Source organism: Sphingopyxis sp. LC81 (assembly GCF_000756375.1).
Classification (GTDB): Bacteria; Pseudomonadota; Alphaproteobacteria; order Sphingomonadales; family Sphingomonadaceae; genus Sphingopyxis.
On record NZ_JNFD01000047.1, the window covers coordinates 106,656 to 132,325 of the forward strand.

Consider the following 25,670-nt stretch of genomic DNA (forward strand, 5'->3'; position numbering starts at 1 on the left):
GGGGAGGTCAGCCCTCCACGCCCTTCGCTTTCCCCCACGCCCTTGCGGCGGTGTAACCCAGATAGCCCGTCCCGAAGAGCGCGTAGAGCGACTCCGGAATGCCCGCGAGATAGGCGTTCATGCCGTCGGCGATGCCCTTCGCCATCTCGGGGCGCGCCGCGGCGATCAGGCCCATCGGGATCGCCCAGAGCAGCAGCGCATACATGACATAGAGGAAGCTCGGTCGCGCGCGGCTGGTCCACGGGTCGGCGCTGTTCGCCTCGGCGACGATCGCGGTCATCCGGGTACGGATCGCTTCCATTTCCTGGCTGCCCTCCATCTTGAGGAGTTCGAGCTTGGCGCGGTCGCGCGCTTCGGGATCGGGGATGATCTTGTCGATCAGCTTGGCGATGGGGCCGATCAGGCCTTCGATAATGCTCATGTCTGAACGTCCTTTTTTTCGGAAAGTCTCAAAAGTCACACTGCGTTGCGGTATAATGATACCCGTCAGCCATCTCCGACCCGATTTGCGAGCCAGCCGTAGAGGAAGGCCTCCTGGCTCGGGCGGCGTTCGGCGAGGGCGATGTAGCGTTCGCCCTGCAGCGCCTCCATCGCGCGCAAGAGGACGGTTTCGCCGTCCTTGCCGCGCGCTTTCAGGAAACCGTCGAGCGCCGACAGCGTGCGCGGGCCGACCTCGCGATCGACCGCGATATCGGGATAGTCGCGCGCCGCGCGGTTGAGCGCGTTGAGCGCGCGCTGGAGAAAGCCCGCGGCGGTGCCGGTGCCCATGTTGACGCCGGTGTCGAAGAGTTCGGCGGCAATCCTGGATGCACGCAGCGCGACCTTGTCGAAGCCGGGGCGCAGCCAATAGAGGCGGCGATAGATCGACGCGGCCTCGCTGCGCGGCAGCTCGCGCATCGCGCCCGCATAGCCCTGCGCGCGCGCGACCGCCTCGGTGATTCCCCAGCAAGTCGGGCCACCGCGGTCGGCGGGGTGGTTTACATATCGCCCTTCGCGGTCGATGACGGCATCGATCAGCGCGTCGGCGGCGCAGGTGGATGGATCGGGTCTTGGCATGATTCGCTCCTGTGGTTTGTTGAACAGGTAAAACGAACCATATGGGAATATTGTAGGAAAGGGTTTTCGCCATGCGGGCATTGCAGGTACGCGAATTGCTCTCCGATCATGCGGGGGCGGCGCTTGCGGATTTGCCTTTACCCGTGCCCGGACCCGGCGAGGTGCGCGTGCGGGTGCGCGCGGCGGCGGTGAATTTCCCCGACCTGCTGATGACCGGCGGCGGCTATCAGTTGAAGCCCGACCTGCCGTTCGTGTCCGGGCTGGAATTCGCGGGCGAGGTTGATGCGGTGGGCGAGGGCGTCGACGGCTGGGCGCCGGGCGACGCGGTGATCGGCGGCAACCGGTTCGGCGCGATGGCCGAATATAGTGTCGTTCCGGCGGCAAACCTGCGCCGGAAGCCCGAACGACTGAGCTGGGACGCGGCGGCCGCCTATCCGGTCGCTTATCTGACCGCCTATGTCGCGCTCGTCCGTTGCGCGCGGGTCGAGCCGGGCGAGTGGGTGCTGGTGCATGGCGCCGCGGGCGGGGTCGGGTTGGCGACGGTCGATCTGGCGAAGGCGCTGGGTGCGCGCGTGATCGCGGCGGCGAGCAGCGCGGAAAAGCGCGAGGCGATTGCGCGGCTCTACGCGCCCGATGCGGTGATTTCCGCCGGGCCCGGATTTCGCGACGAGGTGAAGGCGCTGACTGGCGGCACCGGCGCCGATGTGATTTTCGATCCGGTCGGGGGCGACGTCTTCGACGAATCGACGCGCTGTATCGCGTTCGGCGGGCGCCTGCTTGTCGTCGGCTTTGCGTCGGGGCGCATTCCCGAGGTGTCGGTGAACATGCCGCTGATCAAGGGCTTTTCGGTCGTCGGGGTGCGCGCGGGTGAATATGGCCGCCGATTTCCCGAACGCGGCGCGGAGAATGTCGCGGCGATCGATGCGCTGGCGGCCGCGGGGAAAATCCGGCCGCACGTTCATGCGTCGCTCGATCTCGCCGACTGGCGCGAAGGCTTTGCGATGCTCGAGCGGCGCGAGGTGGTGGGCAAGGTCGTGCTGAAACCGTGACGAGCCGAAGCCGCTGCCATAGTTTTACGACACGGGGGCTGCCATGTCCGGGGTGGGGCGTCGTGGCGCTATTGCCGATATGACCAAAGGACATGGAATGAAGAAATTGACGATGATCGCCGCTTCGATCGGCATGGCTGTTCCAGGCATCGCTGCCGCCCAGCCGCCGCAGGATGGCGGCCGCATGTTCGCGATGATCGACGCCAATAGCGACGGCAAGCTCGACAAGGCCGAGATCACCAAGATGGCCGAAATGCGCGCCCAGCAGCAGGGCGATCCGACGATGGCCTCGCCCGAAAAGGTCGATGCTTTCATCAAGTTTATCGATGCGAACGGCGACGGCGTGGTCGACAAGGCGGAACTGGCCGCGAAGCAAAAGGCGCGCGCGGAACCGCCGCCGCCGGCCGAGGAGGGCCAGCCCTAAAAGAGCGTCCAGAGTGGGTTGGCGGGGTCGGCGAGCAGCTTCGCGGTCAGGGCGAAGGACATGACCACAAGCAGCGGCCGCACCCCGCGCCCGCCAAAGCGGATCGCGAGCCGCGCGCCGAGCTGGTTACCCGCGACATTGGCGGCCGCCATCGACAGACCGAGCAGCCAGAGGACATGGCCGCCGACGATCATCGCGAGCAGGCCGGCGACATTGGTCGCGAGGTTGAGGAACTTTGCGTTGCCGATCGCGCGAACGAGCCCGAGCCCGCCGAGCGCGACGAGCGTGAGCGTCAGGAACGAGCCCGCGCCCGGGCCGAAGAAGCCGTCGTAGAAGCCGAGCGCCGTAACGATGAGGGTGAGCCCGAGCGGGCCGACGCGCGCGTGGCGGTCAACGCTGCTCATCGGCGGCGCGAGCAGGAAATAGAGCCCCATCGCGATCAGCAGCAGCGGGACGAGCGCGGCGAGGAAATCGGAGCGGACATATTGGACCGTGGTCGCGCCGAGCACCGAGCCGGCAAAGGCGCCCGCCGCGGGCCAGGCGAAGCGGCGAAGGTCGACATGCCCCTCGCGCCAGAAGGTCAGGAAGGCCGAGCCGGTGCCGATCGTGCTTTGCAGCTTGTTCGTCGCGATCGCCGAGACCGGCGGGACTCCGGCCGCCATCAACGCGGGGATGGTGAGGAGCCCCCCGCCGCCCGCCATCGCGTCGACCGTCCCGGCGACAAAGGCGACGCCGATCAAGAAGGCGAAGATTTCGGGGGCGAACTCCATACGGGCGCTCCTAGGTGCGATCGCCCGGCTTGGCCAGTATCGCGGCGCCGCATAGCAATGCGGCAGACGCGCTGCGTCACACCGGCGTGTCGAGCTCGGCAAGGCGGCGCGGGAGAGTGAAGCCCGCACCGAAGCGGTCGCCGGGCTCCGCGATCATCTCGCTGCGCCCCGAATACCAGGCCTGGCCGGCGACCCGGACGCGCGACGCGGCATCGAGTCCGGTTCCGCTCGTCGCGGCGAGCGTCCCGACGAAGCCTTCGCTCGACACGCCCCGGATTTCGCAGCTGTCCCCCACCGTCATCTCGTCCTTCGCGGCGGCGAGCGCGATACGCGCCGTTACCCCGCTGCCGGTCGGCGAGCGGTCGATCTGTCCATCGGCGAAGATGCAAAGATTGTAGCTGGGCTGGCCGCCATGCGTGCCGAGCGCCACATCGTCGGTCAGGATCGTGCCGTAGAGAAAGCCGAGATCGGGTTCGGTCGGATGGACGATGGGCCCGTTGGCACGGATCGCCTCGGTGATCGCGGTCGCGGCCTGCACGAGCTCTGCCAGCGGCGTTTCCATCAGCGACAGGCCGATCCGGCTCGCGGGCAGGATCGCGTAGAAGGCTCCGCCGAAAGCGATGTCGACGCGGACCGGGCCGAGGCCGGGAACCTCAACAGTCCGATCGAACGCGCTCGCAAAAGATTCGACGCTCTCGAATGCGACGCGGGCGACGCCGGCTTCGTCCGCCTCGACATCGACCTGGATGACGCCGCAAGGGGCCTCGAGCCCGAAGCGGGCCTTGCCGTCAACGCGCGCGACGCGACCCGTGTCGACCGCCCAGCGGCCGATCGCGATGGTCGCGTGGCCGCACATCGTGCTGTATCCTTCCTGATGCGTGAAGAGCACGGCAAGGTCGGCCCCCGCTGCGCAGGGCTCGGTCGGGATCACGCCGTACATGCCGTCATGCCCGCGCGGTTCGAGCATCAGCATCGTGCGCAGATGATCGAAGCGCGTCTGGGCATCGCGCCTTTTTTCGAGGATCGTGTTGCCGGCGAGCGGGGGATATCCGGCCTCGACGATACGGACGGGCTCGCCTGCGGTGTGCATGTCGACGATGCGGATGATCGAGGTTTCGCGATTCGATGTCATATCCGTATCTCAGTCGAGCGCGGCGTTTCAGGCAAGCACGATTTGGACCGCCAGGAACAAGGGAGGTCGCGCCAATGATCGTGACGATCCAGCGGCGGCTGGCGCGGACGTGCGTGCGCGTCGCCCCCGGTGCGATGGTGCGCGATCCCGTCAGCATGCTGCCAGATTGTCCGTAAAATTGGTCGGGACGAGAGGATTCGAACCTCCGACCCCCACACCCCCAGTGTGATGCGCTACCAGGCTGCGCTACGTCCCGACCGGCCCCCGTAAGGGCAGGCGAGGCCCCTAGCGCGGGTTGGCGGGCGATGCAAGCGGGGATGGCGCGTTATTGCCTCGATTGACGGGGCGGGGTTGATATGGCGGGCATCATTCCCATTTCGGCCACGCTTGCCAAGGGGGAGGGGCGCAGCGACCGGTTGCGCGGGGCTTCCCTGCGTGATAGGCGCCGCGCCATATTTGCGTGCCGGTTCCGCAAGGGAATTGGCAATGCTTACGAACGGAAAGTTTTTCACTCATGTCGACGCAATTGCTTCTGACCCAGGCGGCCGGATCGGGCGGCGGGGCTGCCGGTTTCCTGATGCTGGTTCCCTATCTGCTGATCTTTGCGGTGTTCTGGTTCTTCCTGATCCGCCCGCAGCAGGTCCGCGCCAAGGAACATCGCGCCAAGGTCGCGGCGGTCAAGCCGCGCGACCAGGTCGTGACCGGCGGCGGCATCGTTGGCAAGATCACGCGCGTCGACGATGATTTCGTCGATGTCGAAATCGCACAGGGCGTGAAAATCAAGGTCGTCAAGTCGACCCTCGCCGACGTTCTCCAGCCCGGTGGCAAGCCCGCCAACGACTGACGCGGCGGGCCCCGCGTTCCTCGCTGGCCCGCTCTTGCTATCGGATCTATAGACCATGCTCGATTTCCCGCGCTGGAAAACCATCGGCATCAGCATCATCCTGCTGCTGGGTATCCTCTTTTCCGTTCCCAGCTTCCTTCCCGAAAAGACGCGGGAAAGCCTGCCGTCGGTCCTGCAGGCGAAGGTCAATCTGGGCCTCGACCTTGCCGGCGGTAGCCACTTGCTGCTCGAAGCCGACATCGCCGACCTGCGCAAGACGCAGCTCGCGAATATGGAAAAGACCGTGCGTGCCGCGATGCGGGGTGAAAGCGGCCCCGACGACGATATCGCGATCGGCGAGCTGTCGACCACGGGCGGCAAAATCAGCTTCCTCGTCCGCGATCTCGCGAAGCTCGACAGCGCACGCGAGCGGCTGTTCAGCGAGACGCGCGGTGCGCAGCTGACGGGCCAGCGCGACTGGAACATCACCGTCGTCGATTCGACGCGGATCGAGATGACCCCGACGGGAGCCGGGCAGGCACAGGCCGTCGCGAACGCGATGGATACGGCGCGCGACATCATCGACAAGCGCGTCAATGCGCTCGGCACGCGCGAACCGACGATCATTCGCGAAGGCGACGACCGCGTCGTCGTGCAGGTCCCCGGCCTGCAGGATCCGGCGGCGCTGAAAGAACTGATCGGCAAGACCGCACGCCTCGAATTCCGCATGGTCGACGCCAACGCCGATCCCGCCGAAGCCGCCGCGGGCCGCGTCCCGGTCGGCAGCGAAATCGTTCCCTATGCCGAGGGCGAGGGCAGTGGCGCCGCGTTCGAAGTGCTGCGCCGCCAGGTGATGATCAGCGGTGAGCAGCTGATCGACGCCAAGCAAAGCTATGACCCGCAGAACAATCAGCCGGTCGTTTCGATCCGCTTCGATTCGGGCGGGTCGAACACCTTTGCCAAGGTGACGGCGCAGAGCGTCGGCAAGCGCTTCGCGATGGTGCTCGACGGCAAGGTGTTGTCGGCGCCGTCGATCAACGAGCCGATCCTGGGCGGCAGCGCGCAGATTTCGGGCAGCTTCAGCGTCGCGAGCGCCAATGCGCTGGCGATTTCGCTGCGCTCTGGCGCGTTGCCGGTGAAGATGACCGTGGTCGAAGAACGCACGGTGACCCCCGAACTCGGCGCCGATTCGATCCGCAAGGGCGCGATCGCGGGCATCATCGCGACGGTGTCGGTGCTGGTGCTGATGATCGTCGTTTACGGCCGGTTCGGCGTCTACGCCTGTATCGCGCTGATCTTTAACGTCTTCCTGATCATCGCGATCATGGCGGGGTTCAATGCCACGCTGACCTTGCCGGGTATCGCGGGCTTCGTGCTCACCATCGGCGCCGCGGTCGACGCGAACGTGCTGATCAACGAGCGCATACGCGAGGAATTGAAGCGCGGGCGCAAGGTCTTCCAGGCCGTCGAGCTTGGCTATTCCGAAGCGAGCCGCGCGATTTTCGACGCGAACGTCACCAACGTCATCGCGGCGTCGCTGATGTTCTGGTTCGGCTCGGGCCCGATCAAGGGTTTCGCCGTGGTGCTGACCATCGGCATCGTCACCAGCGTTTTCACCGCCGTCACTGTCACGCGCATGTTCGTAGCCCATTGGCTGCGCACCAAGCGCCCGACGACCATCAACATTTAAGGGAGGGAGCGAATCATGCGCTTGCTGAAACTCGTCCCCGACGACACGAACATCGACTTCCTGCGGTGGCGCAAGCTCGCCTCCGCGATGAGCATCATCCTGGTCATCATCTCGATCGCGCTGGTCGCGGTGAAGGGGCTGAACCTGGGCATCGACTTTGTCGGCGGTCAGTCGGTCCGCGTCGAATTCACCCAGACGATGCCGCCGATCGACGAAATCCGCGAAAAGGTCGGCGATATCGGTCTTGGCGAAGCGACGATCCAGCAGTTCGGATCGGACAAGGCCGTGTCGATCCGCACCGCGCTGCCCGACGGCGACAAGGCGGCCGCCGAACGTGCGGGGCAGCAACTCGTGGCGGGCATCCAGAAGGCGTTCCCGACCGCGAAGGCGGGTTCGGTCGAAACCGTGTCGGGCAAGGTGTCCGAAGAATTGCTGCGCACGGGTGCGATCAGCCTCGCGCTCGCGATGCTCGGCATCTCGATCTATATCTGGATCCGCTTCGAATGGCAGTTCGGCGTCGGTGCGCTCGGCCGCCTGTTCCACGAGGTTGCGCTGACCTTTGGTTTCTTTGCGGTGACGCAGATCCAGTTCGACCTCAACAGCGTCGCGGCGTTGCTGACGATCGTCGGTTACTCGCTGAACGACACGATCGTGGTCTATGACCGCATTCGCGAGAATCTCAAAAAATACCGCAAGATGGACATCGTTCCGCTGCTGAACCTCAGCATCAACGAGACGCTGTCGCGCACGGTGATGACGAGCGTTGCGATGCTGCTCGCGCTCGGCGTACTGCTGATCTTCGGCCCCGACGTGATCTTCGGCTTCACCGCAGCGATCCTGCTCGGCGTCTTCGTCGGCACCTATTCGTCGATCCTGATGTCGACGCCGATCCTCGTGTGGCTGAAAGTCGGCCCGCATAGCTTCGTGCCGCGCACGACGGCGGGGATGGACGGCGGCGAGCGCGTCGAGCGCAAGGACGACGGCGCGGTCGTCTGAGCCCCGAAGCTTGAAAAAAACGGCGCCGGCCTGCTCTGAGAGTGGGCCGGCGTTGCCGTATCTAGCGACTTGCGCAGCGGCGGAGATGCGTCGCCAGTTCGCGGCCGTTGCGGTCCCAGTCGAAGCGGCCGCCCAGGCTGGCCGCGACGTCGGACGGTGAGGGCGGATTCGCGAGAACGGCCCGCACGGCCTCGGCAATCGCGCCGGGCGTGCGCTCGACGATCCGGCCGGCGATTGGCGACGTCACCAGCTCGGCGGCCCCGCCCGCGTCGCTGATCACGATGGGCGTGCCGCAAGCGAGCGCCTCGACCCACGCATTGGCGAGGCCTTCGCTGACCGACGGCATGACGACGGCGGCGGCGGCGCGATAAAGCTGCGGCAGGTCGGCGTTGGCGACGGGCCCCATGAAATGGACGCGGGCGCCGACGCCAAGCTTTTGCGCGAGTGCGCGGTAGCGGCCTTCCTCATCGCCCGCACCCGCGAGCCAGTAGTGGACGCCGGGCAGCGCGGGCAGCGCCTCGATGACGAGCGCCTGACCCTTGCGTTTGATCAGCGCGCCGACGGTGAGGATTGCGGGGGCGCCGCCCATGCCGAGCGTTGTACGCGCGGCGGCGCGGTCGCCGGGGTGGAAGCGTGCGGTGTCGATTCCGGTGTAGTGGACGGCGACTTTCGCCGGGTCGATGCCGATCGCCGCGATGTCGCCGCGCATCGCTTCGGAGACGGCGAGCAGACCGGCGGCTTTCCGGCCCGCTTCGATCACCTGCGATTGCGTCGCCGGATCATGGCCGAAGTGGCTGATGTCGGCGCCGCGCGCCTTGGCGGAGAAAGGCAGGCCGAGCGTATCCGCGACGCGCATCGCGGCGGGTCCGTCGGGGTAGAAGAATTGCGCGTCGATCACGTCGAAGGACCGGCCGCGCACCGCGGACAGCACGGCGCGCGCGACCTTTGCCGGATTGAATCTTGCTCCGACGCGCGGGATCAGCGTGAAGCGCGGGCGGAGGACGGTGAGGCCGTTCCAGACCTCGCTTCGCGGAAGGCTACGGAGCGCGCGATAGCGTTTGTGGAGTGAGAGCGGGAAGGGCGGCAGGCCGACCGGCGCGACGATCGTGAGCTCGATGCCGGGCTGCGCCGCGAGCGCGCGCAGGCTTTTCTCGACGAAGAGGCCGAAGTTGGGCCGCGCCGTGTCGGGAAACAGGGTTGCGATCGAAAGGACGCGCAAGGACGGAGCGGCGGACACTCAGAGCGAGCGGAGCAGGCGGACGGCGACCGCGGCCCACGGCGGGTTGCTGACGACCTGCTGGCGCTGGCCGGTGCCGAGCGGGAGCAGGTGGAGCTTTTCGCCGTCGACGTTGAGCAGGCGCGCGAAGAAGAAGCGGCCGGCGGGGCGGGGGACGAGCAGGTCGCGGTTGAGCACGCTGGCCCAGTCGCCCTCGATGCGGCGGCACCATATTTCGTCGCCCGCGCGATAGTCACCGATCGACGAGGTGACACGCACCGCGACCATATCCTCGCCGGGACGCGCGGTGAGCGCCTGTTCGACGCGCGTCGGCGCCTGCGCGCCCTCGGCGCCGAGCAACGCCGTGATCGTGAGCTGGGTGTCCTGCGGGAGCTGGACGAGTTCGGCGGCATCGACGCCGAGCGCCGCCGCGATGCGGTTCATCCAGCCGAGCGAGAGCGTGCGCGTGCCCGTTTCGAGGCGCCCGATCGTCTGCGCGGTGGTCGGCGGAACGCAGCGCTGGCCGACCTCCTCGAGCGTCAAACCCTTGGCGCGGCGGACCGAGCGGATGCTGTTGATCATCGCAAAACCCTCAAATAACCAAATCGGTTTCTTCTTTCCTACAAAATATTCCAGTGTCAAGCCCGGTGTGCAGAACAGGAGAATCGCATGACCGCACGGCGCCTCGAAACGCATCTTCACCCCGATGACCGGATCGATCCGGGAAAGGCGGGGCCGCAGGTGATGCGCCATGTGACGGTCAATGTCGCCGAAAGCCCGATCGCATGGCTGGCGTCACGCGGGTTGCTGACGTCGGCGCAGCTCGGCGCGGGCGAGAGGCTGCGCGGCGATTATGAGCGCGCGGGGTTATCGGCGCGGGTGACGATGCGCTGGGATGCCGCACCGCCGGGCAAAAGCCGCGGCGGCGCGCGGGCGGCGGATGCGTCGCTGGCGCGGATCGATGCGCACCGGCGCTTTCACGCGGCGCTCGACGCGGCGGGACCGGGGCTGGCCGACATCTGCTGGCGCGTCATCTGCGCGGGCGAGGGGATTGGTGGGGCCGAGAAGGCGCTGGGCTGGCCGGCGCGGTCGGGCAAGCTGGTGCTGGGACTGGCGCTCGACCGGCTGGCGCGGTTTTATGGGACGGGTTTATGACCTCCCCCTTGATGGGGGAGGCAGCGAGACTTGGCAGCTTGCTGCCTAGGCGCAGCGGTAGGGGTGTGGTCTCGGCTTGAAGCGGCGGTGCAATGACGCAGCATCACCCCCATCCAACTTCGCCTAATCGCTTCGCGATAAGGCTTCATATCCTTCCCCCATCGAGGGGGAAGGTTCACTGAAGGCTCTCGACCTCCTCGGCCAATTCCAGCCAGCGATCCTCCGCCGCCGCTTTTTCCTCCCGCAGCGTGTCGAGTTTCGCTGTCAGCGCATTGAAGCGCGCATTGTCGCGCGTGAACAGGCTGCCGTCGGAAAGGTCGGTTTCGATACCCGCCATCTCCGTCTCTATCGCTTCGATGCGTCCCGGCAGCAGGTCGTAGTCGCGCTGGTCCTTGTAGCTCAATTTCTTGCGCGCCGTCGGCGGGGGCGGCGGGGCGGCGGTTGCGGCCTTGGCTTTGACGCTGTTGGGCTTGATCCGCTTCGCCTCCCAGTCGGCGTAGCCGCCCGCGACGATGTCGACCCTGCCCGATCCGTCGAGGCCGAGCGTCACGGTGACGGTGCGGTCGAGGAAATCGCGGTCGTGGCTGACGAGCAGCACGGTGCCGGCATAGTCGGCGATGACTTCCTGCAACAGATCGAGCGTTTCGAGGTCGAGGTCGTTGGTCGGCTCGTCGAGCACGAGCAGGTTCGATTCGCGGGCGAACTCGCGCGCGAGGAGGAGGCGCGAGCGTTCGCCGCCCGACAGCGCGCCGACGCTGGCCTCCATGACGCCGGGGTCGAAGAGGAATTCCTTGAGGTAGCCCTGAATATGCTTTTTGACGCCGCGCACCTCGACCCAGTCGCCGCCGTCGGAGAGGATGTCGCGGACGGTTTTGTCCGGCGACATCAGGCTGCGCTGCTGGTCGATGATGATGCCATCGAGCGTCGGGGCGAGGGTGATGCTGCCGGTATCGGGTTGGATCTCGCCGGTCAGCAGCTTGAGCAAGGTCGATTTGCCCGCGCCGTTCGCGCCGACGATGCCGATGCGGTCGCCGCGCTGGACGCGGAAATCGAAATTCTTGATGATCGTGCGGTCGCCGAAGCTTTTCGAGACGCCCTCGGCGACGATCACCGATTTCGAGCGGACATCGTCGTTGGCGAGGCCGAGCTTGGCGACGCCGGGGCCGCCGATCATCGCGGCGCGGGTCGCGCGCATTTCCTTCAGCTTTTCGAGGCGGCCCTGATTGCGCTTGCGGCGCGCGGTGACGCCGCGTTCGAGCCAGTGTGCCTCGAGCCGCAGTTTCGAATCGAGGCGCTGGGCGGCGCGGGCTTCTTCCGCGGCGACCGCGTCGCTCCATTCCTCGAAGCCGCCGAAGCCGATTTCCTTGCGGCGGATGCTGCCGCGGTCGAGCCACAGCGTCTGACGCGTCAGGCGGGTGAGGAAGGTGCGGTCGTGGCTGATCGCGACGAACGCGCCGGTGTAGCGCGCGAGCCAGCTTTCGAGCCAGTCGATCGCGGCGAGGTCGAGGTGGTTCGTCGGCTCGTCGAGCAACAGCACGTCGGGGTTTTGGGCCAGCGCGCGCGCGAGCGCGGCGCGGCGGCGTTCGCCGCCCGAGGCGCTGGCGGCGGTGCGGCTCATGTCGATGCCGAGCTGGTCGGCGATCGCGGCGACCTCATAGGCTTCGGGGGCGTTGGGTGCGGCGACTGCGAAATCCATCAGCGTTGCGAAGCCCGAAAAATCGGGCTCTTGTTCGAGCATCACGACATGCGTGCCCGGCACGATCACGCGCTTGCCCTTGTCGGCGTCGATCTGCCCCGCGAGTAGCTTGAGCAGCGTCGTCTTGCCCGCGCCGTTGCGGCCGATCAGCGCGAGGCGGTCGCGCTCGCCGACATAAATGTCGAGATCCTGGAACAGCCAGCCGCTGCCCTGCACAAGGCCGAGGCCTTCATATGATAAAATCGGTGCTGCCATGATGAACGGCTCGCTACTGGCGCGTTCAGCATCATGCAAGCGCGCTGCGCACAAAGGCCGGAACGGGTTCGCTCCGTCTGCGTTACGGGGCGGACATCAGAGATGACCGAAAGCCCGGTTCACAGGAGAATGAAATGACGAAGCAAATGCTCGCCGCTATGGCATCCGGACTGGCCCTGATGGCGGCAACCCCCGCGATCGCCCAACAAGGAGGTTCGACCGTGACCGCAGCAACGACCCAAGGCCCGATCCTGTCCTTCGCGGTCAGCGAGGAAGTGCGGTCGCGTCCCGACCAGGCGACTGTCGGCGCCGGCGTGACGACGACCGCCCCGACCGCGGTCGAATCGATGCGCGCGAATGCCGCCGCGATGGACAAGCTGATCGCCGCCGCAAAGGCGCGCGGGATCAAGGCCGAGGATATCCAGACGAGCGGCATCAACCTGTCGCCGCAATATGACTATAACAACCGCGGCGACGGCCAGCCGCCGCGCTTCCTGGGTTATCAGGTGTCGAACATGGTGCGCGTGACGACGGCGAAGATCGCCGACATCGGTCCGCTGCTCGACGCGCTGGTCGCCGCGGGCGGCACCAATATCGACGGCCCGTCGTTCGGCATGAAGGATCCCGACGCGCAGCTCGTCGGCGCGCGCGGCACCGCGATCAAGGCGGCCGAGGCGAAGGCGCAGGACTATGCGCGCCTCGCGGGCTTCCGCGGCGTCGAGCTGGTGTCGATCAGCGAAGGCAGCTTCGGCGGCCCGCAGCCGCCTATGCCCTATGCGCGCGGCCTGATGGCGGCCGACGCCAAGGCGACGCCGGTCGAGCCGGGGCAGGTCGGCAACACGCTGACGCTGAATTTCCAGTATCGGTTGGTGAAGTAATCCAAGGATAGGCGTCGCCCCAGCGAAAGCTGGGGCCGCCATCGTCATTGCGCTATGTCGCGGGCGATCCTGGCTTTCGCTGGGATGACGTCAAATCGCCAGCTCCCCCTCGGCCCAAGGCCAGGGGCGCTCGCGAAACCATTTCGTGATGATGTATTTGCGGCCCTTGCGCACCTTCATCCCATGGTGGAGCGTGTCGGGGTTGGCGGTGCCGTCGAGATGGACATTGTTCCATGCGAGCAGCTTGCCCGCCTCGGGCTGGTGCATCTTGCCGGTCGCGAGGAAGCGTGTCGCGCCCCCTGCGGCGGGTTCGTTGAGGTAGATCATCAGCGTCCAGCTACGCTGGCCGGGTATCGCGCAATAGGTTTCCCAGTCGGCGCCGTGCGGGTCGAAATAATCGGTGTGCGCCTTGAATTCCTGTCCGACGTCGTAGCGCTGGCCCTGCATCGGCTCGCCATATTCGCGCGGGATGCCGGTGAGGTCGTGGAGGCGGTTGTTGACTGCGACCACGATCGGGTCGCGATGATCGAGGTCGCAGGTCGTGCTGGTGCGAAAGGCGTCGTCGCCGTTCGGATCGGCGATCGTCGAGGGCCGCACGTCGCGGTCGATCTGCGCGATCAGCGCGGCGCAGGTTTCGGCGTCGAGGAAGCCCGACAGCATGAACTGCTGCAGCTTTGGCGTCGGCGCGCGGCGGATGCCGGGGACGGCGGCGAGCCGTTCGGCGGTGCGGTCGGCGCCCGAGGTCGCCATGTCGACATGATCATTCGCAGCCATGGCGCGCTTTTTAGCAGGGAAGCGCGTGCGAACAATGCTTGACGAGCGGGGGGATGCGCGCCTATTCGCCGCGCGCTGTCGAGGGTGCTTCGCGCGCCGCTCTTCGCTTATGTGGCGACCATAGCTCAGTTGGTTAGAGCGCCGGTTTGTGGTACCGGAGGTCGCGGGTTCGAGCCCCGTTGGTCGCCCCATTTTCTCTATCATCGCGCATAGACGCTTTTGGGGTGACTCGTCGCGCTCGTTGCATTATTGCGTCCTGACGTAATTTTCTTATGCACCAATTTCGTATATGGGGATGAGCCAATGTCCGCAGTCTGGGATTTCGCCGATTTCGACGATCATGAACATGTCCACATGTTCCGCGATCGCGCCAGCGGGCTGACGGCGGTTATCGCCGTCCACTCGACGCACCTCGGCCCCGGCGCGGGCGGCGTGCGTTATTGGCATTATCCGCAGCGCGGCGCGGCTATCACCGACGCGCTGCGCCTGTCGCGCGGCATGAGCTATAAGAATGCGATGGCGGGGCTGCCGATGGGCGGCGGCAAGGGCGTGATCCTCGCCGACGAGGGCGCCGCGAAGACCCCCGAACTGCTGGCGGCGTTCGGCCGTGCGGTCGAATCGCTTGGCGGCGCTTATGTGACCGCCGAGGATGTCGGGATCACTGACGCCGACATGGTCCAGATCGCCAAGCACACCAAGCATGTCAGCGGCCTGCCGGTAGCGAGCGGCGAAGCAGGCGGCGATCCCGGTCCGCTGACCGCGCTCGGCGTCTATCTCGGCATCAAGGCGGCGATTCGCGAAGGGCTGAAGACCGACAGCGCCAAGGATGTGCGGATCGCGATCCAGGGCGTCGGCAGCGTCGGCGGCGGTGTCGCACGGCGGCTGGCGGCGGAAGGCGCGAAGTTGACCCTCGCCGACGTCAATCTGGCGCGCGCGAAGGACCTCGCCGACGAACTCGGTGCCGAGCTGGCCGATTCGGCAGCGATCATGGAGATCGAGGCCGATGTGCTGAGCCCGAACGCGCTCGGCGCGATTCTGACCGAGGCGAGCATCGAGAAACTGCGCGTGCCGATCGTCGCGGGCGGCGCGAACAACCAGCTCGCGACCGCGGCGGACGGCCAGCGCATCCACGATCGCGGCATCGTCTATGCCCCCGATTATGTGATCAACGCGGGCGGCATCATCAACGTCGCACTCGAATATCTGGGGCAGGGCAGCCGCGAGGAAGTCGAAAGCCGCATCCACCTGATCCCCGGCCGGCTCGCCGAAATCTGGGCCGAGAGCAAGGCGAGCGGCACGCCGGCGGCGTCGGTAGCCGACCGGATGGCGCAGAAGCTGATCGGGCGGGGTTGAACCGTTTGGGAGAGGGCGAGCGACTAACGCGAGCCCTCCCCGTTGCGGCTAGCGAACAAGTTCGCAAGCCTCACTGCCCCTCCCGCAAGCGGGAGGGGTTTTGTTATGTGCGATTTCCGCTAAGCCAGCCCCCGATGAAACGGCATTTTTATCTGGTCGCGGGCTGGGCGTCGTTGGGGCTTGGCGCGATCGGCGCTTTCCTGCCCCTGCTGCCCACGGTGCCGTTCGTGATCCTTGCGGCCTTTTGCTTCGCGCGCTCGTCGCCGCGGCTCGAGAATTGGCTGCTGACGCACCCGCACTTTGGGCACCATATCGACGCGTGGCGCGCGAAGGGCGCCATCAGCCGTAAAGGCAAAGTTGCCGCGACGGCCGCCTTTGCCTTCAGTATTGTTCTCGCCGCGATCTTTTCGCCCTGGCCGTGGGTGATGGTGCCGGTGATCGCCGCCGCCGTCACCGGAAGCTGGATATGGACAAGGCCGGAAGCATAGCCCCCGGCCTTGCCTGCCCGCAGATCGCGTCCGATCAGAAGTCGACCGACAAGCGTCCGTAGACGAAACGGCCGCTGAACCCGAACGGCGACTGCGACGAATAGGGCAGGAAGCTGTTGTTCAGGCCGAAGTTGAAGCCGTTCACCGTTCCGAATGGCAGGCGGTCGGGATATTCGTCGAGCAGGTTGTTCGCCCCGATGGCGAGCTGGACCGGTTCGACGGGGCGGAAACGGAATTCGAGGTCGACGACCCATTTGGGCGTGAGCGTGATGTCGCCCGGCGCCGCGCCCTTGGGGACGGTGATGTCGAGGCTGGGCCCCGGCAGGAACACCTTGCCATAGCGGTTCGCGCGCAGCGTCAGCCCCGCCGGCCCCGATTCCCAGTCGAACCCGACGTTCAGCTTGTTCGACGGCTGGCCATCGGTCAGGCGGAAGCTTTCGGGCCGCGCGAACAGGCGCTGCGCGGTGAAGCCGCTGAACGTCCGGCGGTCGGTGATCTTGGTTTCGTTGATGTTATAGCCGGCGGTCAATGTCACCTTGCCGATGCCGAAGTCGGGCAGGCGATAGCTGCCGACGATGTCGAGCCCCTGTGTCCGCGTATCGATTCCGTTGATGAAGAAGCGCGCCGAGGTGCCCTGCACGCCCGCAGCCTGCAGGATCGCAACCACGTCGGCGCCCTGGAGGTTTTCGGTAAGCGTGATGCGGTCCTTGATCTTGATACGATAATAATCGACCGTCAGGCTGAGCCCCGGCACCATGTTGAACGCGATCCCGCCGCCGAAATTGACCGACTTTTCAGGCTTCAGCGGCTCGGCGCCGAGCGCGACGGCGATCGGCGATCCGACCGGGAAGGTGCCGATTTCGATCAGCACGCCGTTCACATTGTTGGTCGAGGTGGTCGAAAAATATTGCTGCGCCATGCCCGGAGCGCGGAAGCCCGTCGACACCGACCCGCGCAGCGCGAGGCCTTCGACCGGTTCGAGGCGCGCCGCGAGCTTGCCGTTCACCGTGTCGCCGAAATCCGAAAAATGTTCGTAGCGGCCGGCCGCCTGGACGTTGAATATCTCGCTGATGTCGGCGTCGAGCTCGACATAGCCGGCAAAGCTGTCGCGCGATTTGTCGACGGCGGTCGTCGGCGAGAAGCCGGGGAAGACCTGCGCGCCCGGTGCGGCACCATTGGTGAAGGTGAACGGACCCGCAACATAGCTTTCAAGCTGGCCGGGGACGATCCGGTAATTTTCGTTTCGCCATTCACCGCCGAGTGCGAGCGTCGTGTCGCCGATGCCGAAGTCGATGCCGTGGGTCGCGTCGAAGTTTACCGACGTTTGCCCCGAACGCAGCCCGCCCGCGTCGAACTTGCGCGGGCTGGCGAGGCCGCCGAGCGAGGTGTTGAAGGTGTTCTCGACCCCGTAATCGAGGCGGTTGGAGCCATAGTTGACCGAAAGATCGAGGTTCCATCCGCCCGTTTCGCCGCGAATGCCGCCGGCGATCGCAATGTCCTCGATCCGGCTGGTGATGAGCGGCAGGAAGCCGTCGGGGTAGAAGGGCTGGCCGCCATTGGCCCAGTCGGCGTTGCGGGGATCGAGCGCGCGGCGATAGAAGCCCGCGCCGTTGGCGTCGCGGATGCCGTAGCTGCCGAAGCTGTAGAGTTCCCAGTCGGTGCCGACGTCCATCCCGGCGTTGACGAAGAAGTTGAGATCCTTTGATTCGCCGTCGCCGAAGCGGTGCGAATAGCGGTTGAACGTCGTCTCGCGCGGGTCGCCGATGCCGGCATATTGGCGGCGGATGTCCGCGCCCGAGCGGTTGGACGGCGAGCGGTCCTTATATTCGGCGGTGAAGTTGAAATAGCCGCCCTCGCCGATCGGCAGGCCGACGTTGGTCGCGAACGTATAGGTGTCACCGTCGCGACGCTTGCGGTCCTTACCGGTGAAGGTGATGACGGGATCGACGCCGGCCGCCGCCGTCGGTGCGACGCTGGCGACCTCTGCTACATCGTCCATCGTCGTGATATATTTGCCGAAGCTGATCTGCGCCCGGCCGCCTTCGCGTTTCTTGAGCTGGATGTTGATGACGCCGGCGATGGCGTCCGACCCATATTGCGACGCGGCGCCGTCGCGCAGCACTTCGATGCGTTCGATGGCGAGCGGCGGGATGGTGTTCATGTCGACGCCCGCCGACCCGCGACCAATCGAGCCGTTGAGGTTGAGGAGCGAAGAGAGATGGCGGCGCTTGCCGTTGACGAGCACGAGCACCTGGTCGGGCGAGAGCCCGCGCAGCGTCGCGGGCCGTAGCGAGTCGGTGCCGTCGGTCAGCGACGGCTGCGGAAAGTTGAAAGAGGGGACGAGTTGATTGAGCAGCCGGTTGGTTTCGGTCGTGCCGCTGTTCTGGAGCGATTCACTCGAAATCACGTCGATCGGCACCGTGCTGTCGGCGACGGTCCGGTCGGTGCGTCGGGTCCCGGTGACGATGATCGTCGCACCGTCCGAAACCTCGCCTGCACCCTCCTGTGCGAAGGCCGGGATACTCCAACCACCCGCGACGAGCGCGGCGGCGAGAGCCAGCGAGGAGATTTGATCGGCTTTATGCATGTGGCGGCCCCTGTTGCTGTTGTTGGCGGGACGAAGCTTCCATGCTCGCGGCGGTGAGGCTAGCGCAATTCGCGAAAATTATTACGTTTTTATGCCAATTGTGGTAATTATGACGCAAATACTTGCGATGCTAAGTAATTAAATTATCGAATCTCCGTGGTATCGATACCAAAGTTGCGAGCGGCCTATGTGACCAGCGGCCCATGTAATTGGCTGGACCACCGGGGCACGCTGGCTTAAGGCTCGGCGCGCGATGCACGCCTACGCCAACCCCACCCGCTTTCTGCAAATTGCCAAGCCGCTGACGCCGTGGTTGCTCGGTGCCGGGCTGTTGCTTGTGCTGGGCGGGGCCTGGGCCGGGCTCGCGATGGTTCCGGGCGATTACAAGCAAGGCGAAACCGCACGCATCCTCTATGTTCATGTCCCGTCGGCGTGGCTCGGCATGGGCGGCTGGACGTCGCTCGCGATCGCCGGGCTGATCCAGCTTGTCTGGCGGCACCCGCTGTCGGGCATCGCCGCGCGCGCGATCGCGGTGCCGGGGATGCTGTTCACCGCGCTGTGCCTTGCGACCGGATCGATCTGGGGGCGCCCGACGTGGGGCACCTGGTGGGAATGGGACGGGCGGATGACCTCGATGCTCGTCCTGCTGTTTTTGTACGCGGGCTTTATCGCACTGACGAGCGGCGACGACGGGCAACGGCAAGGCGGTTCGCTGTCGCGCGGCGCGGCGATCTATGCGCTGGTCGGCGCGATCAATATTCCGATCATCAACCGCAGCGTCGTGTGGTGGAACAGCCTGCATCAGGGGCCGAGCATCACCCTGGGCGGGTCGAGCATCGACAGGGCGCTGCTGTGGCCGCTGGGGTTGACCGTGCTCGGCTTTTCGTTGCTATTCGGCGCCATCGTCTTGATGCGGATGCGGCGGATCATCGCCGACAACCGCGTCGCGGCGCGATTGCGACGACTGGCGGATGACGAGGGGATTTGACGCGTGACGGGGGTGATCAGCGGGGGCGGGCAATGGGCGTTTGTCGCCGCGGCCTATGGGCTGACGGTCGTGCTGACCGGCGCGGTGCTGTGGACGAGCTGGCGCGCGATGAAAAAGGCCGAGAAGCGCAGCGATGCGCTGCGAAAGGATCGTAAGTGAAGGCCAAGCATCAACGGCTGATTCTGGCACTGGTCGCGCTGTGCGGCATCGGCGGCGCCGGGGTGCTGGCGGCGAGCGCGCTGCGCGCCGAGGCGGCCTATTTCCGCACGCCGGTCGAAATTCAGGGTGGCAAGGCCGCGGTCGGCGAGCCGATGCGGCTGGGCGGTATGGTCGCCAAGGGCAGCATTCAGCGGCAGGCCGACGGCCTCACGATCCGTTTCGTTGCGACCGACGGCAAGGCGTCGGTGCCGGTCGAATATAAGGGCATCGTGCCCGACCTGTTCGGCGAGGAGAGCGGCATGGTCGCCGACGGCCGGATGCGCGCCGACGGGACCTTCGTCGCTGACCGCATCCTCGCCAAGCATGACGAGCGTTATATGCCGCCGCAGATGGGCGATATGCCGAAGAATATGAAAGCGCCGGCAACGACATGATCGCCCCGAAATTCACGTCATCCCAGCGAAAGCTGGGATCTCTGGCGTCCGAGCAGAACGATAGCGGTCCCAGCTTTCGCTGGGACGACGAGCTTTTCCAGTGATTGCCGAACTCGGTCTCGCTCTGCTGTGGATCGCGGCTGCGCTCGCGTGCCTGTCGCTCGTCGCGGGGACATTGTTCCTGCGTGGCGGTTCGAAGGATCTGGCGGCCCTCGTGCGGCCGGCGAGCGTTGCGCAGGGGGTGCTGACCGCGGCCGCCTTTGGCCTGCTGATCGCATTGTTCGTGCGATCGGACATGTCGGTCGAGCTGGTCGCGCGCAACAGCAACAGTTTGAAACCGATGATCTTCAAGATTGCGGGGACTTGGGGCAATCACGAAGGGTCGATGCTGCTGTGGCTCATGATCCTGTCGCTGTCGGGCGGGCTGATCGCGATCTTCGAAAAGCGGCTGCGCGAGGACACGCTGGTCGCGACTTTGGCAGCGCAAGCGGCACTCAGCCTCGGTTTCTTTGCGTTTCTCCTCTTCTCGTCGAACCCGTTCAAGCGGTTGCCCGTGGCGCCGCCCGACGGGCAGGGGCTCAACCCGCTGCTCCAGGACATCGGGCTCGCCTTCCATCCGCCGACGCTTTACGTCGGCTATGTCGGGCTGTCGGTCGCGTTCAGCTTTGCCGTCGGCGCGCTGATTACGCGCGAGATCGGCCCGGCTTTCGCGCGCGCGATGCGGCCGTGGGTGCTCGGCAGCTGGATTTTCCTGACATTGGGCATCACCGCGGGCAGTTACTGGGCCTATTATGAGCTTGGCTGGGGCGGCTGGTGGTTCTGGGACCCGGTCGAGAATGTCTCGCTGATCCCGTGGCTTGCGGGCGCCGCCTTGCTCCATTCGGTCGCGGTGACCGCCACCCGCAACGCCCTGCGCGCGTGGACGGTGATGCTCGCGGTGATCGGCTTTTCGATGTCGATGGTCGGGACATTCATCGTGCGGTCGGGGCTGCTGACGAGCGTCCACAGCTTTGCGGTCGATCCCGAGCGGGGGACGTTCCTGCTCGCGCTGATGGCGATTTACATCGGTGGGGCGTTGACCCTCTTCGCGTTGCGTGCGGGGAGCGTGGCCGAGGGCAAGAAATTCGCGTTGCTCAGCCGCGAAGGCTCGCTTGTCATCAACAATCTGCTGCTGACGACGATTCTCGCGCTCGTCCTGCTCGGCACCCTCTATCCGATCGTCGCAGAGGCGATGGGCGAGAAGATTTCGGTTGGCCCGCCCTATTATAACAAGGTCGCGGGGCCGCTCGCGCTGGTCCTCTGCCTCGTGATGGTTGCAGGGCCGCTGCTCGGCTGGCGCAAGGATGACGGGAAGCGGTTGTGGTCGCGGCTGCCGCTGGCGATCTTTGCCGGTGCGGCGGTGCTGTTCGCGCTGATCCTGTTCGGCGGCAAGGTCGGGATTTTGCCGCTGCTCGGCATGACCGTCGCGGGTATCGTCGCGGTCGCGAGCCTCGCGCCCTTGTGGGGGCGTAACCTGCGCCGCACGCCGCTGCCGACATGGGGCATGGTGACCGCGCATTTCGGCGTCGCGGTGTGCCTTGCCGGCATGGGCGCCGAGAGCGCCTTCATCAAGGAACGACTGGTCGCGGCGGCGCCCGGCGACGTGGTGAAGGTCGGCGATTTCGCGGTGAAGTTCGTCGGCGTGAAGCCGGTGGCGGGGCCGAATTATACCGCGATCGAGGGCACGCTGGTCGCGACGACATCGTCGGGGGGCAGCTTCACGATGCGGCCCGAGGCGCGGACGTTTCCGGGGCTGATGGGCACGGCACCGACCGAAACCAACGAAGCGGCGCTGCTGACGCGGCCGGGCGGGCAGCTTTATGCCGTGCTCGGTCAGCCGGTGACGAGCGACGACGGCAGCGCCGACCGCTACCAGATCCGCCTGTGGTGGAAGCCGCTGGTGTGGTGGATCTGGCTCGGCGGCGCGCTGATCGCGGTTGGCGCGGCGCTGTCGCTGCTCGGCCGCGCGCAGTTACTGAATATCTGGCGCGCGCGACGCAGCCGCAAATCACAGGAGCGTTTCGCGCCATGAAGAATCGCTGGGTCCTTTTCGTACCGCTGGCGATCATGGGGCTGCTGTTCGGCGCCTTCATCTATCGGCTGGTGACGCCCGCCGAGACGCTGATCCAGTCGCAGTGGATCGACAAGCCCATGCCGCTGTTCGACCTGCCGCCCGCGACGGCGGGTGTCGAGGGGCTGAAGAGCAGCCAGCTCGCCGACGGGCGCCCGCGGCTGGTCAATGTCTTCGCGAGCTGGTGCATCCCGTGCCGGGCCGAGGCGCCGCAGCTCGAGGCGCTGAAGGCCGCGGGGGTGCCGATCGATGGCATCGCGATCCGCGACCGGCCCGAGGATGTCGCGATGTTCCTCCGCGAATATGGCAATCCCTTCGACCGCGTTGGGGCGGACATGCAGAGCAGCGTCCAGATCGCGCTGGGGTCGTCGGGCGTGCCCGAAACCTTCCTGATCGATGGCAAGGGGATTATTCGCGAACAGATTCAGGGCGTTATTCTTGCGGATCAGGTGCCTGAGATCGTCGCGAAACTCGAGGCGATGAAGTGAATTTGCGGTTCGTTCTTCTTTGCTGGCTGGCCGCGCTCGCGGTGCCGCTGGCGGCGCAGGACCGCCTGCCGCCCGCGCCCTACGCCTATCAGCAGCTCAAGGATCCGGCGCAGGAAGCGCGCGCCAAGGCGCTCATGGAAGAGTTGCGCTGTCTCGTCTGTCAGGGGCAGTCGATTGCCGATTCCGATGCGCCGCTCGCGGGCGATATGCGCCACGAAGTGCGCAGCAAGATCGCGGCGGGCGAAAGCCCGGGCGAAATCAAGTCCTGGCTTGTCGCGCGCTATGGCAATTGGGTGAGCTATGACCCGCCGTTCGACGGCGCCACGGCGTTGCTGTGGCTCGGGCCGTTGCTCTTCCTCGCGCTCGGCGGATGGCTGGCCTTTGGCCGTTTCCGCCGCGGCGCGAACGACGACGAGGAGGGCGCGACATGATCTGGCTGTGGGTCGTACTCATTGCCCTGCTGACGATCGGCGGCATCTTCTGGTTCGGCAAGCTGCCCGCCGCGGCGCGGCCGCTGGCGGGGGCGGCGGTGATGCTGGGCCTCGCGGGCTATGCGTTGCAGGGGCACCCGTCGCTGCCCGGCAAGCCCGTCGCGGCGCCCGAGGAGCCCGAGGGGTTTGGTGAGGCGATCACCGACCAGCGGCAGGGCATGTCCGAACGCTTTGGTCCCGCGGCGCAGTGGCTCGGCATGTCCGACGGTTTCGCGCGCACGGGCAAGACCGAACTCGCGGCGAAGACGCTCGAAAAGGGGCTGAAGACCTATCCCGACAATGTCGATCTGTGGGTCGGACTTGGCAACGCCTTGGCAGCGCATGGCGGCGGCGTGATGTCGCCCGCGGCGGCGCTGGCGTTCGACGAGGCGGCGAAGCGCGATCCGTCGCATCCCGCGCCGCCCTTTTTCGCGGGGCTGGCGCTGGCGCAGGGCGGCGACCTGAAAGGCGCCGAGACGGTGTGGAGCGATTTGCTCGCGCGCAGCCCCGCCGATGCGCCGTGGCGACCCGACCTCGAGATGCGGCTGGCGCAATTGCGTCAGGCGCTTGGGCCGCAGCTGCCCACCGAAACCCCGGCGGGCGTGCCGGTGCCGGACGTCCCAAATTGAAACCTATTACAAAGGCTCAGGCTCGTCTAAAGGCCCGCAATGACTGCTGAGTCGCAACAGGCGGCGGGCGGCGCCGCGGGCGCCGTGACTGCTGGCGCCGAAACGGCCCATTACGGGCATGGACATCACAGCGATGGCAAGCTGAAGCTTGCCGTCGGCGCGATCGGTGTCGTGTTCGGCGACATCGGAACGAGCCCGCTCTACGCGTTCCGCGAAACCTTTGCCGGGCACCATCCGATCGAGGCCGACCGGCTGCACATCTATGGCGTGCTCAGCCTCGTCTTCTGGTCGATGATGCTCGTCGTCACCTTCAAATATGTGCTGACGATCATGCGCGCCGACAACAAGGGCGAGGGGGGCAGCCTGGCGCTGCTCGCGCTGATCAGCCGCTCGTCAGGCGAGAAGCGCTGGACATGGCCGATCATCCTGCTCGGGGTGTTCGCGACCGCGCTTTTCTATGGCGACAGCATGATCACCCCGGCGATGTCGGTGCTCTCCGCGACCGAGGGGCTGAGCTACGTCAACAAGGGGTTCGAGCCCTATATCGTGCCGATCGCGCTCACGATCCTGATCGGGCTGTTCGCGATCCAGTCGCGCGGGACGGCGAAGGTCGGGATGCTGTTCGGGCCGATCATGCTCGCCTATTTCACGATGCTCGCGATCCTCGGGCTCATTCACATCGTCGACCATCCGGGGATCATCCTCGAGACACTGAACCCGGTGAACGCGCTGCGCTTCTTCTATGTCGACGGTTTCACCGCCTTTATCGCGCTCGGCGCGGTCGTGCTCGCGGTGACGGGGGCCGAGGCGCTCTATGCCGATATGGGGCATTTCGGCCGCGGGCCGATCGGGCTTAGCTGGCTGACCTTTGCCCTGCCGGCGCTGATGCTCAATTATATGGGGCAGGGCGCGATGGTGCTCGAGGCCGAGATGGGGCCGCGCGGCGACCTGATCGCCGATCCCTTTTTCCAGATGATGCCCGATGCATGGCAGGTGCCCGTCGTCATCCTCGCGATGCTCGCGACGATCATCGCCAGCCAGGCGGTGATTTCGGGCGCCTTCTCGCTGACCCAGCAGGCGATCCAATTGGGCTTCATGCCGCGCCTGCGCGTCGAACATACGAGCGCGTCGGCGCAGGGGCAGATCTATATCCCGATCGTCAATTGGGGGCTGATGGTGATGGTGATCATCCTCGTCCTCTTCTTCGGATCGTCGAGCAATTTGGCCGCGGCCTATGGCATCGCGGTGACGGGCGCGATGTTCATCGATACCTGCCTGCTCAGCGTCGTGCTCTTCACATTGTGGAAATGGCCGGCGTGGAAGGCGCTGCCGATCCTCGCGGTCTTCTTCATCGTCGACATCGCCTATTTCGGCGCCAATCTGATCAAGGTGCCCGACGGCGGCTGGGTGCCGCTCGCGATCGGCCTGACCATCTTCACCTTGCTCACCACCTGGTCGCGCGGACGCAAGCTGATGCAGCAGGAGATGGCCGAAGGCGCGATGCCGATCCCGGTGTTCGTGAAGTCGGCGGCGAACAGCGCGACGCGCGTGCCGGGCACCGCGGTGTTCATGACATCGAGCAGCGACGGCGTCCCGCACGCGCTGCTCCACAACCTCAAGCACAACAAGGTGCTCCATGCGCGGATCATCCTGCTGACGATCAAGATCGCCGACGTGCCGTTCGTGCAGGAGGAGAAATTCTGCCTGCTCGAGGATCTGGGGCAGGGCTTCCACCGGCTGGTGCTCAATTACGGCTTCATGCAGCCGATCGACGTGCCCGAGGCGCTGACCCGCGTGACGAGCTGCGGCGGCGAGTTCAAGATGCTGGAAACCAGCTTTTTCCTGTCGCGGCAGACGCTGATCGCGGCGAGCAAGCCCGGCATGCCGATCTGGCGCGAAAAGCTGTTCGCGTGGATGCTGCGCAATTCGGAAAGCGCGATGGAATATTTCCGCCTGCCGACCAATCGCGTGGTCGAGTTGGGCAGCCAGGTCGCGATCTGAAGTCGCGAAGATTAACTTCCCGACATCTGGCAATAAGCATTTGTACATT

The 25,670-nt window shown here is 66.0% G+C and carries 26 protein-coding genes and 2 tRNA genes; 18 read left to right on the forward strand and 10 right to left on the reverse strand.

Translation table 11 applies throughout. The features are described 5' to 3' along the window. Positions 1-7: 7 nt before the first annotated feature. Together FG91_RS20215 and FG91_RS20220 are read right to left on the reverse strand one after the other, a co-directional pair. Entirely contained in the window at positions 8-421 is a 414-nt protein-coding gene (locus tag FG91_RS20215) for a holin family protein (protein WP_037518792.1), read from the reverse strand. Positions 422-486: 65 nt separating this feature from the next. Further along, positions 487-1,056 carry a glycoside hydrolase family 108 protein gene (locus FG91_RS20220; protein WP_052187974.1) on the reverse strand — a complete coding sequence of 190 codons (570 nt, stop codon included), beginning with the start codon at positions 1,054-1,056 and terminating at the stop codon, positions 487-489. A gap of 71 nt (positions 1,057-1,127) precedes the next feature. Between FG91_RS20220 and FG91_RS20225 the strand changes: the two genes are divergently transcribed. Next, positions 1,128-2,105 (forward strand): NADPH:quinone oxidoreductase family protein, encoded by a 978-nt coding sequence (locus FG91_RS20225; protein ID WP_037518794.1) that lies wholly within the window; start codon positions 1,128-1,130, stop codon positions 2,103-2,105. Positions 2,106-2,202: 97 nt separating this feature from the next. Then, on the forward strand, positions 2,203-2,529 hold the full coding sequence (locus tag FG91_RS20230; RefSeq protein ID WP_037518797.1) for an EF-hand domain-containing protein: 327 nt from the start codon (positions 2,203-2,205) through the stop codon (positions 2,527-2,529). On the opposite strand, the gene FG91_RS20235 is transcribed toward FG91_RS20230, so the two are convergent. The 3 genes from FG91_RS20235 to FG91_RS20245 all read right to left on the reverse strand — a co-directional run bounded on the left by FG91_RS20235 (position 2,526) and on the right by FG91_RS20245 (position 4,687). Continuing rightward, entirely contained in the window at positions 2,526-3,299 is a 774-nt protein-coding gene (locus tag FG91_RS20235; protein WP_037518799.1) for a TSUP family transporter, read from the reverse strand. The genes FG91_RS20230 and FG91_RS20235 overlap by 4 nt on opposite strands. 76 nt (positions 3,300-3,375) lie before the next feature. Then, a complete protein-coding gene (locus tag FG91_RS20240) occupies positions 3,376-4,431 on the reverse strand; it encodes a proline racemase family protein (protein WP_037518802.1) in 1,056 nt (351 codons plus the stop codon). Positions 4,432-4,610: 179 nt separating this feature from the next. Continuing rightward, a tRNA-Pro gene (locus FG91_RS20245) sits at positions 4,611-4,687 on the reverse strand. A 258-nt stretch (positions 4,688-4,945) separates the two neighbouring features. Here FG91_RS20245 and yajC point away from each other — a divergent pair. From yajC to secF, 3 genes are read left to right on the forward strand one after another with little or no spacing between them, the layout of a single operon-like run. Then, positions 4,946-5,275 carry a preprotein translocase subunit YajC gene (gene yajC, locus FG91_RS20250; RefSeq protein WP_052182143.1) on the forward strand — a complete coding sequence of 110 codons (330 nt, stop codon included), beginning with the start codon at positions 4,946-4,948 and terminating at the stop codon, positions 5,273-5,275. 55 nt (positions 5,276-5,330) lie between these two features. Beyond that, a complete protein-coding gene (secD, locus tag FG91_RS20255; protein WP_037518804.1) occupies positions 5,331-6,944 on the forward strand; it encodes a protein translocase subunit SecD in 1,614 nt (537 codons plus the stop codon). A 15-nt stretch (positions 6,945-6,959) separates the two neighbouring features. Further along, complete coding sequence (gene secF / locus FG91_RS20260) at positions 6,960-7,940, forward strand: protein translocase subunit SecF (protein WP_037518806.1); 981 nt, start codon at positions 6,960-6,962, stop codon at positions 7,938-7,940. Positions 7,941-8,001: 61 nt separating this feature from the next. Here secF and FG91_RS20265 read toward each other — a convergent pair whose 3' ends face one another. Together FG91_RS20265 and FG91_RS20270 are read right to left on the reverse strand one after the other, a co-directional pair. Next, on the reverse strand, positions 8,002-9,159 hold the full coding sequence (locus tag FG91_RS20265) for a glycosyltransferase (RefSeq protein WP_200878496.1): 1,158 nt from the start codon (positions 9,157-9,159) through the stop codon (positions 8,002-8,004). Between the two features lie 18 nt (positions 9,160-9,177). Then, positions 9,178-9,738 carry a helix-turn-helix domain-containing protein gene (locus FG91_RS20270; RefSeq protein WP_037518813.1) on the reverse strand — a complete coding sequence of 187 codons (561 nt, stop codon included), beginning with the start codon at positions 9,736-9,738 and terminating at the stop codon, positions 9,178-9,180. Positions 9,739-9,825: 87 nt separating this feature from the next. Between FG91_RS20270 and FG91_RS20275 the strand changes: the two genes are divergently transcribed. Then, positions 9,826-10,311 carry a DUF6456 domain-containing protein gene (locus tag FG91_RS20275; RefSeq protein WP_037518816.1) on the forward strand — a complete coding sequence of 162 codons (486 nt, stop codon included), beginning with the start codon at positions 9,826-9,828 and terminating at the stop codon, positions 10,309-10,311. A 175-nt stretch (positions 10,312-10,486) separates the two neighbouring features. Here FG91_RS20275 and FG91_RS20280 read toward each other — a convergent pair whose 3' ends face one another. Further along, positions 10,487-12,262, reverse strand: a complete 1,776-nt coding sequence (locus FG91_RS20280) for an ABC-F family ATP-binding cassette domain-containing protein (RefSeq protein WP_037518818.1) — start codon at positions 12,260-12,262, stop codon at positions 10,487-10,489. A gap of 134 nt (positions 12,263-12,396) precedes the next feature. On the opposite strand from FG91_RS20280, the gene FG91_RS20285 reads away from it, so the two are divergent. Beyond that, entirely contained in the window at positions 12,397-13,140 is a 744-nt protein-coding gene (locus FG91_RS20285) for an SIMPL domain-containing protein (protein WP_200878497.1), read from the forward strand. Positions 13,141-13,230: 90 nt separating this feature from the next. Here FG91_RS20285 and FG91_RS20290 read toward each other — a convergent pair whose 3' ends face one another. Then, a complete protein-coding gene (locus FG91_RS20290; protein ID WP_052187976.1) occupies positions 13,231-13,914 on the reverse strand; it encodes a prolyl hydroxylase family protein in 684 nt (227 codons plus the stop codon). Positions 13,915-14,028: 114 nt separating this feature from the next. On the opposite strand from FG91_RS20290, the gene FG91_RS20295 reads away from it, so the two are divergent. The 3 genes from FG91_RS20295 (at position 14,029) to FG91_RS20305 (ending at position 15,755) form a co-directional block, all read left to right on the forward strand. Further along, positions 14,029-14,105 (forward strand) — tRNA-His (locus FG91_RS20295). A gap of 112 nt (positions 14,106-14,217) precedes the next feature. Beyond that, complete coding sequence (locus tag FG91_RS20300; protein WP_037518821.1) at positions 14,218-15,267, forward strand: Glu/Leu/Phe/Val family dehydrogenase; 1,050 nt, start codon at positions 14,218-14,220, stop codon at positions 15,265-15,267. A gap of 134 nt (positions 15,268-15,401) precedes the next feature. Beyond that, positions 15,402-15,755, forward strand: a complete 354-nt coding sequence (locus FG91_RS20305; protein WP_037518824.1) for a YbaN family protein — start codon at positions 15,402-15,404, stop codon at positions 15,753-15,755. A gap of 34 nt (positions 15,756-15,789) precedes the next feature. Here FG91_RS20305 and FG91_RS20310 read toward each other — a convergent pair whose 3' ends face one another. Beyond that, on the reverse strand, positions 15,790-18,342 hold the full coding sequence (locus FG91_RS20310) for a TonB-dependent receptor plug domain-containing protein (RefSeq protein WP_037518827.1): 2,553 nt from the start codon (positions 18,340-18,342) through the stop codon (positions 15,790-15,792). Between the two features lie 253 nt (positions 18,343-18,595). Here FG91_RS20310 and ccmC point away from each other — a divergent pair, with 253 nt between their 5' ends. From ccmC to FG91_RS20345, 8 genes are all read left to right on the forward strand, one after another. Continuing rightward, positions 18,596-19,330 (forward strand): heme ABC transporter permease CcmC, encoded by a 735-nt coding sequence (ccmC, locus tag FG91_RS20315; protein WP_037518830.1) that lies wholly within the window; start codon positions 18,596-18,598, stop codon positions 19,328-19,330. Positions 19,331-19,333: 3 nt separating this feature from the next. Next, positions 19,334-19,489: a hypothetical protein gene (locus FG91_RS22220; protein WP_162835129.1), complete on the forward strand. Its 156-nt coding sequence runs from the start codon at positions 19,334-19,336 to the stop codon at positions 19,487-19,489. Further along, positions 19,486-19,923, forward strand: a complete 438-nt coding sequence (ccmE, locus tag FG91_RS20320; RefSeq protein ID WP_037518832.1) for a cytochrome c maturation protein CcmE — start codon at positions 19,486-19,488, stop codon at positions 19,921-19,923. Before FG91_RS22220 ends, ccmE begins: the two co-directional genes overlap by 4 nt. Positions 19,924-20,023: 100 nt before the next feature. Next, on the forward strand, positions 20,024-21,994 hold the full coding sequence (locus FG91_RS20325) for a heme lyase CcmF/NrfE family subunit (RefSeq protein WP_037518835.1): 1,971 nt from the start codon (positions 20,024-20,026) through the stop codon (positions 21,992-21,994). Continuing rightward, entirely contained in the window at positions 21,991-22,521 is a 531-nt protein-coding gene (locus FG91_RS20330) for a DsbE family thiol:disulfide interchange protein (protein ID WP_037518836.1), read from the forward strand. The genes FG91_RS20325 and FG91_RS20330 overlap by 4 nt, the downstream gene beginning before the upstream one ends. Before the next feature lie 2 nt (positions 22,522-22,523). Then, entirely contained in the window at positions 22,524-22,952 is a 429-nt protein-coding gene (locus FG91_RS20335; protein ID WP_037519029.1) for a cytochrome c-type biogenesis protein CcmH, read from the forward strand. Next, entirely contained in the window at positions 22,949-23,620 is a 672-nt protein-coding gene (locus FG91_RS20340) for a tetratricopeptide repeat protein (protein ID WP_037518838.1), read from the forward strand. The genes FG91_RS20335 and FG91_RS20340 overlap by 4 nt, the downstream gene beginning before the upstream one ends. Positions 23,621-23,659: 39 nt before the next feature. After that, complete coding sequence (locus FG91_RS20345; RefSeq protein WP_037518840.1) at positions 23,660-25,621, forward strand: potassium transporter Kup; 1,962 nt, start codon at positions 23,660-23,662, stop codon at positions 25,619-25,621. Positions 25,622-25,670: the final 49 nt, after the last annotated feature.

Coding starts and splice junctions, on each gene's coding strand:
- FG91_RS20215 (WP_037518792.1), bottom strand. CDS start 421: ATGAGCATTATCGAAGGCCTGATCGGCCCCATCGCCAAGCTGATCGAC.
- FG91_RS20305 (WP_037518824.1), top strand. CDS start 15,402: ATGAAACGGCATTTTTATCTGGTCGCGGGCTGGGCGTCGTTGGGGCTT.
- FG91_RS20280 (WP_037518818.1), bottom strand. CDS start 12,262: ATGGCAGCACCGATTTTATCATATGAAGGCCTCGGCCTTGTGCAGGGC.
- FG91_RS20345 (WP_037518840.1), top strand. CDS start 23,660: ATGACTGCTGAGTCGCAACAGGCGGCGGGCGGCGCCGCGGGCGCCGTG.
- FG91_RS20310 (WP_037518827.1), bottom strand. CDS start 18,342: ATGCATAAAGCCGATCAAATCTCCTCGCTGGCTCTCGCCGCCGCGCTC.
- FG91_RS20235 (WP_037518799.1), bottom strand. CDS start 3,299: ATGGAGTTCGCCCCCGAAATCTTCGCCTTCTTGATCGGCGTCGCCTTT.
- FG91_RS20285 (WP_200878497.1), top strand. CDS start 12,397: ATGACGAAGCAAATGCTCGCCGCTATGGCATCCGGACTGGCCCTGATG.
- ccmC (WP_037518830.1), top strand. CDS start 18,596: ATGCACGCCTACGCCAACCCCACCCGCTTTCTGCAAATTGCCAAGCCG.
- secF (WP_037518806.1), top strand. CDS start 6,960: ATGCGCTTGCTGAAACTCGTCCCCGACGACACGAACATCGACTTCCTG.
- FG91_RS20220 (WP_052187974.1), bottom strand. CDS start 1,056: ATGCCAAGACCCGATCCATCCACCTGCGCCGCCGACGCGCTGATCGAT.
- FG91_RS20340 (WP_037518838.1), top strand. CDS start 22,949: ATGATCTGGCTGTGGGTCGTACTCATTGCCCTGCTGACGATCGGCGGC.
- FG91_RS20290 (WP_052187976.1), bottom strand. CDS start 13,914: ATGGCTGCGAATGATCATGTCGACATGGCGACCTCGGGCGCCGACCGC.
- FG91_RS20270 (WP_037518813.1), bottom strand. CDS start 9,738: ATGATCAACAGCATCCGCTCGGTCCGCCGCGCCAAGGGTTTGACGCTC.
- FG91_RS20300 (WP_037518821.1), top strand. CDS start 14,218: ATGTCCGCAGTCTGGGATTTCGCCGATTTCGACGATCATGAACATGTC.
- FG91_RS20230 (WP_037518797.1), top strand. CDS start 2,203: ATGAAGAAATTGACGATGATCGCCGCTTCGATCGGCATGGCTGTTCCA.
- FG91_RS20330 (WP_037518836.1), top strand. CDS start 21,991: ATGAAGAATCGCTGGGTCCTTTTCGTACCGCTGGCGATCATGGGGCTG.
- FG91_RS20240 (WP_037518802.1), bottom strand. CDS start 4,431: ATGACATCGAATCGCGAAACCTCGATCATCCGCATCGTCGACATGCAC.
- secD (WP_037518804.1), top strand. CDS start 5,331: ATGCTCGATTTCCCGCGCTGGAAAACCATCGGCATCAGCATCATCCTG.
- yajC (WP_052182143.1), top strand. CDS start 4,946: ATGTCGACGCAATTGCTTCTGACCCAGGCGGCCGGATCGGGCGGCGGG.
- FG91_RS20225 (WP_037518794.1), top strand. CDS start 1,128: ATGCGGGCATTGCAGGTACGCGAATTGCTCTCCGATCATGCGGGGGCG.
- FG91_RS20275 (WP_037518816.1), top strand. CDS start 9,826: ATGACCGCACGGCGCCTCGAAACGCATCTTCACCCCGATGACCGGATC.